We start from the raw sequence: 9,986 nt of genomic DNA, 5'->3' as shown, positions 1-9,986 counted from the left end.
TACAATTTAGCATTATAATCTGGGGGTGCCAATGAAATTTGAAATGTCGGAAGAAAATAGTAAAAGAGTCTTGTCTGGTACAAAATGGATTACTAATGTTGGTCAAAACTATCTTACATCACTGAATAATAGCACTAAACCAACTAGTTCTGGAAAAAAATTAATCAATGCTTTTTTACTTGTTCCAATCATCGTGCCTACTGCTATAACAGCATTATCTCTTAGCTTAACTATGCTTTTTTTGAATGCTGTTAATGTTCAAAAAGATGATTCTAAATTATCTAAAGTAATAAAGTTTATAGTTAGCTCTCTAATCTATATAGCTGCTACCGTGGTTTTAATTCCGTGCATTGTATTAAATCTAATAATTTCACTGATACCTGGTCTTATTTTTTATTACATTAATAAAGACATGTTTAGTCAAAAAGACATAGAAAACAGTCAAGGTCAACCAGTAAATAAAGTTGAGATAAGTAATGATAAAGAATACAATGAGCGTGTTGAAAAAGAAGCTAGCATATCAGGAACTGACCAACATCAAAATAATGAAGAGCACGAGCAAAATGAACTAAGGAGTAATAGTCAAAGTAATTCAGAACAACACCATTCAGCATATAATCAAGCATTAGTAAGTGATGGTCAACTACATAATCAACCGACTGTAGAAGTAATATCTCGAGAAGTGGGTAATACGCGATTTGTAGACCAGACTGTTATAGCAAAGGATATAAATAATGATGGTATACGAGATGGTGGAATGATGATGCGAACAGTTGGAAATGATCGTAACTTCACTGCTTGTGGTGTTGTTACCGGAAATGCTACTAATAAACAAGAAGGTTTCGCTACTGCTATGGGGTTTTCATGTAACATTGTTGAAAATGGAATAGATTTCCAACTTGGCTGCAGTATGCGCACTGGAACTGACAAAAAGCAAGCAATTAAACATCTTAAGCAAAGTGAATCAGCGCGAACTTTGCTATCTGGTGATAGTGGAATATTGTCTATAGAGCAGTTTGGTAGCTCACAACGAAAGCAGTAATTATTTCACCAGCGGCAAAGTAATACCATGCTGATTCATATATTTTCCTTTCATATCATCATATGATTTCTCGCATTCACTTTCGCCGCTTAAAAATACGAATTGGCATGCGCCTTCATTAGCGTAAATTTTCGCAGGAAGTGGAGTGGTGTTTGCGAATTCGAGTGTGACATGACCTTCCCATCCAGGTTCTAAGGGAGTAACGTTTACTATAATTCCACATCTTGCGTAAGTTGATTTACCAACACAAATGACCAGTACATTCCTTGGTATACGAAAATATTCCACTGTACTTGCAAGCACAAAGCTATTTGGTGGAATTATACATACGTCTGTTTCCTTATCTATGAAACTATTCTCAGAAAAATTTTTAGGGTCCACGATGGCTGAATTAACGTTAGTAAAAATTTTAAATTTATTATCCACTCTTGCATCGTAACCATAAGATGATAGTCCGAAAGATATAACACCTTTGCTGCTTTTGTGGTTCACAAAAGGTTCTATCATTCCAAAATTTTCAGCTTTTTCTCTTATCCATTTATCTGGCATAACTGCCATAATTGCCCCTTAAAGTTGTGTAATACTTACAATAATATAAAATAAAATTTAAATGTAAACTGTAGCTTTTGTCATGCAATTAAAGCTTTTCAGTTTGATTTTTTATTACAATAATTAGATTTATGTTCTTAACTAAAAATAATGCTTAGAAACTTTCTCCTGATTTTTGTATTCGTATTATTCACGCCGCTATCAAATGCTGATGCCAGGAAATACATCAGAATTGTTGGATCTTCAACTGTTTTTCCTTTTATCTCGTTTATAGCCGAAGAGTTCAACCGTGTATTCTCCTTTAAGACTCCAGTTGTGGAATCGATAGGAAGTGGATCAGGATTCAAAATGTTTTGCTCAGGAATAGGGGAAGACACTCCAGACATCACCACTTCATCTCGCCCTATGAAGGAAGTAGAAAGAGAACTATGTAAAAGGAATAAAATTAATGAAGTGATAGAAATCATCATTGGCTATGATGGAGTTGTCATTGCAAATTCAAATCAAAGCCATAGATTTGATTTCACAAAGAAGGACTTATTTGAAACTTTATCTGCATATTCTCAAGAAAATGATAAATTAGTAAAAAATAATAAGAAGTTTTGGTCTAATGTCAATCAAGCCTTACCAAAAACAGAAATTGAAATTTATGGTCCACATCAAAATACAGGTACATACGAAACTTTGGTTAATTCTATTATGCTTGATCAATATTCATGCATGAACTCGAGAATTTTCAAAGAGAATTATAAAGATCAGGAAGAAAGAAAGAAAGCATGTGGTAATATAAGGGATGACGGAAGGTATATAGAAGTTGGAATTAATGAAAATATAATAATACAAAAATTGAAAAGTAACAAGAACGCCTTAGGGATATTTAGTTTCAGCTTTTTAATGAGGAATCAAGATAAAATACAAGGGAGCACAATTGCAGGAATTGAGCCAACTTACGAAAATATATCATCGGGAAAATATATATTAGCAAGACCTCTATACCTTTACATAAAGAGGGAACACTTGGATACTGTTGATGGATTAAGAGAATTCGTAAAAGAAATTATAGATTCGATCGGCATTGAAGATGGGTACCTATCTAGGCTTGGTCTAATTCCACTTTCAAGTGAAGATATAAAGAAAGCTTCAGCAAAGGTTTATGATATAACGTGACGGCAACGTTTCTTTTATATTCTTTGTTCTAGCGCGTAGTCAGACCCAGCGCGGCGCGCTGGGATGACAATGGATTACTGATTAGGCAGTTCTGCGTTGTTGCAACACCCAGAAACAACCGGGTTCAAACTTTTCGTATTTGGACTTTCTGATTTCTCACAAACTCCTCCAATATAAGCTAGTACAGCCAATGCTGAAACTGCTGAAACTTCTAAAACTAATGCAACTACAGGATATGCCAGCACATAGGCTGCAATAGCACCAACTACGCATAGTCCAACAACGCCTAGAGCGATCTTCCCTTTGTATTCATTAAGCTTTATTTCTCTGTCCTTTTTATAACCCTTAACTTCTTGAATAAAGTCTTCAAGCCATCCCTCACCAGCTATATTAGCATACTCTTTTTGTTGCTTTTCAAGAGAACCTATTATATAGTTATCTTCTGTATTTTGACCTTCTCTATTAACCATGTGGTCTTCAAGCCAGAAGTTACGAACATCAGGGGAAGCTTTATCCCAAAGAAGTTTAGTGATCTCTTTTATCTTTTCAAATTCTTCTTTGCCAAGATTTCTTTCATAGTCAACCATCAGAGGATAAATTAACAAGCAATCAATATCAGTAGCATCACTCCAATATACATTTCGCGTCAAAACACTTTCTACATCTTCACCGCAATTCTCTAGTGCTGTTTTAACTTGATCAACATTAAGACTTCTTATTGCACGCCTTAGTGCCATATCAAGATCCATTACCCTCTTGTGCTCTTCTATTTCTTGAATAACTGTTTTAAGAGCAGGTATGTTATAAAGGCCAAATCCTCGAAAACTCTCTATTGCACGACAACACACAAAATCACGAGTTTTCTGATTAGCAACTTTCCAAATTTGTTTAATGATCTCTACGTTTTCTCCAATTTCTCCTTGAACTTTAACTCCAGCGTCAAGACCAATAATAGCAAAATCTAAAAAATTATCTTTGTAACCAGCCCCAATCCCCTCGTGGTTCAAAACTGCTTGTATATTATCACATTCATTATTGTCGAATATGCCCTGGACCTTTTGAGGGTAGTTATTGCTAATTGCTATAATTAATGAAGCTCGAATTTTTTTTGTATATCAGTTAATTCAACCATATCTTACCTCTAATAAAAATTTAATTATCACACATATTTACAAGTAAATCAAGTATATTGTTAATAACTGTTAATAAAGGTCAACAAAATGCTTGACGTTAGAGTAGCTTTTATGGCTTTGTATAGCGAGGAAGTAATTCTATGAAAAATCATCAACGTTTACAAAATTTGCGTTCAATTGTATTTATTGTGGGAATATTCCTATTGCTGTTTAGCTTAGCAATGCTTATTCCTGCTATTACTAATAAATGTCTCAGCTACAAATGGAAAAATTTCCTCGCTGGATTCATAATTACCTGCACATCTGGCGCAATTTTTATTTTACTCGGTAAATTAAGTAGATTGCATGGAATGCCAGCAATTTTTGCGATTACTAGTTGCACCTGGATTGCCTTGTCTCTGTTTGCAGCTATTCCTTTCTATTTTGATAATCTGAGCTATGTTGATGCATTGTTTGAAACGATATCTGGCATCACAACCACAGGAGCAACTATATTTAATGATATTGAAAAACAATCTCCAGGAATACTGCTATGGAGAGCAATGCTACATGGCATGGGGGGTTTTGGTGTAATCACTTTAGGAATTGCAGTTTTTCCTATGTTTAAGGTTCTCAGCCTAAATAATTTACTTTATTCTGAGTATTCAGATGCTACCAAAAGGAAGTTGCCGAATACGCGAAGCGTAGTGATTCATGTTAGGCAATATATTATGGCTTAATTTTGTTATGTATATTTTCCTATTATCTAGCTGGTATGCCACTGTTTGATGCAATATGCCACGGAATGTCCTCTGTATCAACTGGTGGATTTGCTAACTATAATGATTCTATAGGGCACTATAATAACCCTATGTTAGAAGTCATAACGATCATTTTTATGATTTTGGGTTCTCTGCCTTTTCTTAGCTATTTAAAAATTATAAGACAGTTAGACATTTGCTATGATGAACAGGTCTCTTACTTTGTTAAGATAGCTACTATCTCATCTTTATTTGCTTGTTTTTGGTTGTATAAAAATGTTGATTTAGGAGTGTCATTATCATTTAGATGCAGCACATTTACCATCACTTCCTTGATTACGTCAACTGGTTATGCAATCTGTAATCATATAGATTGGAGTTTCATTTCAGTCTTAGCTTTTTTTCTCACCTTTGTTGGTGGATGTAGTGGTTCTTCAAGTGGTGGTGTCAAAATCTTCCGCTTGATTGTTCTTTTAAGGTCTATAAGAAATTACTTTTACCTTTTATTAAACCCTGATGCAGACAATGGAGTAAAATTCAATGGAAAAACCCTGGAGAATGATGAAATTCACTCTGTCTTTATATTTTTTGCAATTTTCATGTTAACGTTTACCATTTCATCAATAGTGATGTCTTACTTAAGCAATGCAGACTTTATAACTAGCGTCAGTTCAGTCTCTGCAACGCTTACAAACTCTGGTCCAGGGTTCAGCAACTTAATAGGTCCTTCAGGTAACTATTCTTCTTTCAGTAATGAAGTAAAATTATTTCTATCGTTTTTAATGCTGCTTGGCAGACTTGAAATATTGCCAATCTATTTTTGTATAGGTAATTTATTCTTATTTAATAGAGAGAAATAGTTGGTGAAACTTGATATTATAGCTAAACTGACTTACGACAATTTGAAAAACCGTCATTCCGCTACTCGTTAGCGATATCTATACCGCGAATAAATCCACAGATGTACGAACATTGTGATTTGGGCACACCAAGAAGAATGTCATCCAAGTAGCCCCTTTCTCGTCATCCCGCTACTTGTTAGCGGGATCTATGCTAAGAGATACCGCGAATGAATCGCGGCATGACGGTTCGCGGCGGTATAGCTATAGATAGTATTAGCTATTTAATAAAAAGATCGTAGCTAAACCAAGAAATATAAAAGCTGAGAGAATATCAGTTGTTGCCGATGTTAGGATTGAAGAAGAAACGGCAGGGTCAGACTTTAAGCGATGAAGCATTATAGGAATGAAAGTTCCGATGAACGTTGCAATAATTGACATCATAATCATGGAGACCACAAAAATCATCTCCACTTTGAAGTTGTGAAACCTTATTGCTAACACTACTAATGAAATAGTAGATAAGATCACCCCGTTTATAAGACCTATTAAAAATTCTTTCATCAGTATTCTTTTTGCATTTTGCTCAGTTAGATATTTTGTTGCGATTGCCCGGATGGTTAGCGTTACTGTTTGGGATCCTGCATTTCCGCTCATTGATGCAATTATCGGCATGATTATTGGCAGCACTATAAAACTTTTTATTACATCATCGAAAAAGCCAACCACTATGGAACACATTGTTGCAGCTAAGAGGTTAAACAGTAACCAAGGTAGCCTTTTAATTATAGTTTTATGTATAGGGGCATTTATATCGGCTTTAGAAGATACACCGCTTATTTTGAGTACATCCTCTTCTGTTTCTTGTTGAACAACTTTTATCACATCTTCAATTAAGATCACACCAATAATTTTACCATTCTTATTTACTACCGGAGCCGATAATAGAGAGTAATCTTTAAATATTCTTGCTACTTCCTCTTGGTCTATTCCAGTTTTAATGATTTTTATGTCATGATCCATTATCTCTTTTATTATTGTGTCTCCTGAGTGAGATATTACCTTATTTAAATTAACACTGCCTATAGGCTCTAATTTTGAGTTGATAATGAATATCTGGTGAAATTTTTCTGGTATTTTTTTATAGTTGCACACAAATTCTGTCAGTTGATTTATTGTCCAATAATATGGAGCTATAACCATATCTTTATGTATTAACCTTCCTGCACTTTCTTCTGGATATGATAGCAACTCCTCTACCGATTTCTGAGTTTTGCTGGGCAAATAGTAAAGTATATTTTCTACAGACTTTCTATCTAAATCTTTCACTATGGTTACTATATCTTCTACATCAAGGAGCATTAGTAACTTTGCTGTATTTTCTATTCCCAATGTTTCTATGATCTCTATTTGTAAATCTGGCACTACATGCACTAGGGCATCACTTAACAAATGTTGATCGAGGATATTAACTAATTTCTCCCTGTGATCACTGATCGAAGTAGATAAAAAATAAGCTAACTGAACACTGTCTATCGTTTTTACAATATTACGAACATTCTCTAGCTCCTCGTTATCAAGTGACTCTATTAAGTCATCAATAGCCTTTTTGTCTAAACCATAATGGGAACTTATTTCAATATTCATTACTTTACCTTGTTTTTTAATAAATATACGCGCTTGATTTCCTTAAACATTAAAGTATAATGAAATTATTTAAATTAACTATCATATGGTTAAATTTCTATTTTGTTTACTGTTATTGTTATTGATAGTAAATATATTAAAATCTAAAGTATAATGAAAACTTATCCAGAAATTCTTGAACACTTTCAAAGCTTAAATAAAAGTATTTCTCTTATCAGGAGGTGTCTTTGACATAGAAAAATTAAAGTTGCGTCTTGAAGAGCTTGACTCCCAAGCGTCGAATGATGACCTATGGCAAGATAACCAAAAAGCACAAGAAGTTTTAAAAGAACGTTCTAAAATTAAGAATGACGTAGAGTCGTTTTTAAAGCTGGAAAGCGATTACAACGATGCCATCAGCTTAATGAAGTCTGCTATTGATGAAAATGATGAAGAATTTTTCTCTGAAGTTGAAAATGAATTAGCTAAGCTAGAGAAATTAATCAAGTATAAAGAAACAGAGTCCTTATTTACTGGTGAAGCAGATAATAATAACTGCTTTTTAGAAATCCACTCAGGAGCTGGCGGAACCGAGAGCAATGATTGGGCTGAAATGCTGATGCGCATGTATATAAGGTGGGCAGAAATTTATCACAACTTTAAAGTTGAAGTTGTAGAAAAATTAGAAGGAGAGTCAGTTGGTATAAAGTCTGCAATGATAAAAATCGTTGGAGAAAAAGCTTATGGGTGGGCAAAAAGTGAAAGTGGAATTCACAGGCTGGTTAGAATATCGCCATTTGATGCAAATGGTAAACGTCATACCAGTTTTGCAAGTGTAGGAGTAACTCCAGTGATAGAAGATTCAATTGATATTGCTGTGGATGAAAAGGATCTAAAGATCGACACCTATCGTGCTTCCGGAGCAGGCGGTCAGCATGTGAACAAGACTGAAAGTGCGGTACGCATTACGCATATTCCAACTGGTGTTGTAGTTCAATGCCAAAATGGTCGTTCTCAACACAGAAATAAAGATGAGGCGTTAAAATTACTTAAAGGACGTTTATACCAAATTGAACTGGAAAAAAAAGAACAGAAAATGGCTGAAGAATATGGTAAAAAATGCGATATAGGCTGGGGCAATCAGATCAGATCGTACGTTATGCATCCATATCAAATGGTGAAGGATTTAAGAACCGGACATGAAGTGGGCAATATAAATTCTGTTTTTGATGGTAATATAGATTGTTTCATAGTTAGTGTGCTTACTAAGCAAAATTAGGTAGGGTTGACTTTCTTGCCATAATATATGATAATTAAAATATTGTTAAAGTAGGAGTAAAGTTATGGCGATTAAATATGATCAGTGGAAAAGTGACCTTACCCAGAAAAAGTGGAGAGAAAGTGTGGAATGTTTTTTACAAAAAGAATGATGCATCAAATTGTTCTGGAATGCACTAGTTAATAGTGACGTTGTTTGTTATAAAAAATTTCTATGTATTCAAATATTGCAGTTCTAGTTTGTTGAGCAGAGTGTTGTGAAGTATCAATAAGTATTTCTCTTTTCAATGAGCTAAAGAAGCTTTCTGCAACAGAATTGTCGTAACAAGAGCCTTTATTACTCATCTATATTCTTTACAGCTAAGAGATATTGATACCCTTGCGCAGTATATTGTGAACCTTGGTCACTGTGCAGCAGTAGATTTTTAACAGGTTTACGCCTATTAATGGCCATTAATAAAGAGTTCATAACCAATTGTTTATTTATTGCACTACTCATTAACTACCATACGTGAGAATTATTGCTGCCAAATATAGCCATCCCTCCTTGGTTTTGATGTAAGTAATCCCATACTTTATTTGGTTGATCAACAATAAAGTTTTGATCTAGTATATTGGGAGCTACAGCTCTATTATCTGTTTGTTGTTTTTTAATTTTAAACTTTCTTCTCAATATAGCCCTGATGTCATTTTTCTGCATAATACTTTGCACCGTTTTCAAATTGCAACTTTTACCCAAAGCCTTCAATTCAGCATGAATTTTAGGAGCTCCATATCTACATTTAGAAACTTGATATATTTTTTGAATAGCTGCGAGTAGCTCTTTATTTGCTGATTCTCTACTGCTTATTTTTCTTGTGGTCCACTTATAGTAGCCACTAGCAGAAAATCCTACATAATTCCTGTACTTTATAGCAGTTACTATATAAAAAAATATTTTACTCTTTTTGACTGGCCAGGGCTTTTTTTTAAATGTCTCTTTCCCTTGTTACTTTTGCTAACTCTTTCTGTAAATCAAATCTCTCTTTGTCGTAAGGAGCCATGTTACCTCTACCTGGAAATGCATTTGCCGCTGACTTTTTTTCGTTATATTTCTTCATCCATTTTCCTAATACACTATCCCTTATTCCTAGATCTCTTGCTACTTTTGCAACTGGTTGACCTACCTTTCTTTATTCATTTGCCAGTTTAACAGCTTCCAATTTGAATTCTGCTGTATATTCTCTTACCATTTCTAATCCTCCAAAATTTTATTTTACCCAAAAAAACTCTTTTCTTTCTCTCCACTTTTTCTGGGTAAGGTCAGAAATTTAATGATCCAGGATATACTCCTTTGTTAAGGGAGATTGAGCATTTTCGAATATTTCTTGAGTGCTTCCAGACTCAACAATTCTGCCATTATGAAAGAAAATTACACTATCAGATAACTTTTTAGCTTGCTTCATTGAATGAGTCACCATAATTATAGTAAATCTTAATTTTAGCTCTTGTATAAGATTTTCGATTGCATTGGTTGCCATTGGATCAAGAGCAGAGCACGGTTCATCCATTAATAAAATAGTTGGCTTCACTGCAATTGCGCGAGCGATGCATAGCCTCTGTTGTTGGCCAC

General features: G+C 34.3%; 9 protein-coding genes and 1 pseudogene. 5 read left to right on the top strand and 5 right to left on the bottom strand.

The window, feature by feature from the left end:
• Positions 1-31: 31 nt before the first annotated feature.
• Complete coding sequence (locus WG67_RS07170; RefSeq protein WP_070356804.1) at positions 32-1,042, top strand: hypothetical protein; 1,011 nt, start codon at positions 32-34, stop codon at positions 1,040-1,042.
• Here WG67_RS07170 and dcd read toward each other — a convergent pair whose 3' ends face one another.
• On the bottom strand, positions 1,043-1,600 hold the full coding sequence (dcd, locus tag WG67_RS01660) for a dCTP deaminase (protein WP_070356803.1): 558 nt from the start codon (positions 1,598-1,600) through the stop codon (positions 1,043-1,045).
• Positions 1,601-1,741: 141 nt separating this feature from the next.
• On the opposite strand from dcd, the gene WG67_RS01655 reads away from it, so the two are divergent.
• A complete protein-coding gene (locus tag WG67_RS01655) occupies positions 1,742-2,758 on the top strand; it encodes a substrate-binding domain-containing protein (protein WP_070356802.1) in 1,017 nt (338 codons plus the stop codon).
• A gap of 74 nt (positions 2,759-2,832) precedes the next feature.
• On the opposite strand, the gene WG67_RS01650 is transcribed toward WG67_RS01655, so the two are convergent.
• The gene (locus WG67_RS01650; protein ID WP_010082544.1) at positions 2,833-3,765 is read right to left on the bottom strand and encodes a hypothetical protein; all 933 of its coding nucleotides are present in this window, start codon (positions 3,763-3,765) and stop codon (positions 2,833-2,835) included.
• A 266-nt stretch (positions 3,766-4,031) separates the two neighbouring features.
• Here WG67_RS01650 and WG67_RS07165 point away from each other — a divergent pair, with 266 nt between their 5' ends.
• Both WG67_RS07165 and WG67_RS07160 read left to right on the top strand, forming a co-directional pair.
• On the top strand, positions 4,032-4,610 hold the full coding sequence (locus tag WG67_RS07165) for a potassium transporter TrkG (RefSeq protein ID WP_256363903.1): 579 nt from the start codon (positions 4,032-4,034) through the stop codon (positions 4,608-4,610).
• Between the two features lie 35 nt (positions 4,611-4,645).
• Positions 4,646-5,491 carry a TrkH family potassium uptake protein gene (locus tag WG67_RS07160; protein WP_256363902.1) on the top strand — a complete coding sequence of 282 codons (846 nt, stop codon included), beginning with the start codon at positions 4,646-4,648 and terminating at the stop codon, positions 5,489-5,491.
• A gap of 255 nt (positions 5,492-5,746) precedes the next feature.
• Here the strand turns inward: WG67_RS07160 and mgtE are convergent, their stop codons facing one another.
• Positions 5,747-7,117: a magnesium transporter gene (gene mgtE, locus WG67_RS01640; RefSeq protein WP_006280192.1), complete on the bottom strand. Its 1,371-nt coding sequence runs from the start codon at positions 7,115-7,117 to the stop codon at positions 5,747-5,749.
• 153 nt (positions 7,118-7,270) lie between these two features.
• On the opposite strand from mgtE, the gene prfB reads away from it, so the two are divergent.
• A protein-coding gene (prfB, locus tag WG67_RS01635; RefSeq protein WP_141456981.1) for a peptide chain release factor 2 occupies positions 7,271-8,375 on the top strand; the annotation gives its coding sequence in 2 pieces (ribosomal slippage) (positions 7,271-7,345 and positions 7,347-8,375; 1,104 coding nt in all).
• Positions 8,376-8,550: 175 nt separating this feature from the next.
• On the opposite strand, the pseudogene WG67_RS08180 reads toward prfB, so the two are convergent.
• Both WG67_RS08180 and WG67_RS08175 read right to left on the bottom strand, forming a co-directional pair.
• Positions 8,551-9,606: pseudogene (locus tag WG67_RS08180) on the bottom strand (IS3 family transposase).
• A gap of 78 nt (positions 9,607-9,684) precedes the next feature.
• Positions 9,685-9,986: ATP-binding cassette domain-containing protein (locus WG67_RS08175; RefSeq protein WP_458694976.1), on the bottom strand; the 302-nt coding region annotated here is incomplete at its 5' end.

It is taken from the genome of Wolbachia endosymbiont of Drosophila incompta (assembly GCF_001758565.1).
Taxonomy (GTDB): domain Bacteria; phylum Pseudomonadota; class Alphaproteobacteria; order Rickettsiales; family Anaplasmataceae; genus Wolbachia; species Wolbachia pipientis.
The sequence above is the reverse complement of the archived record's forward strand: the minus strand, read 5'-3'. Positions and strand labels throughout refer to the sequence as shown.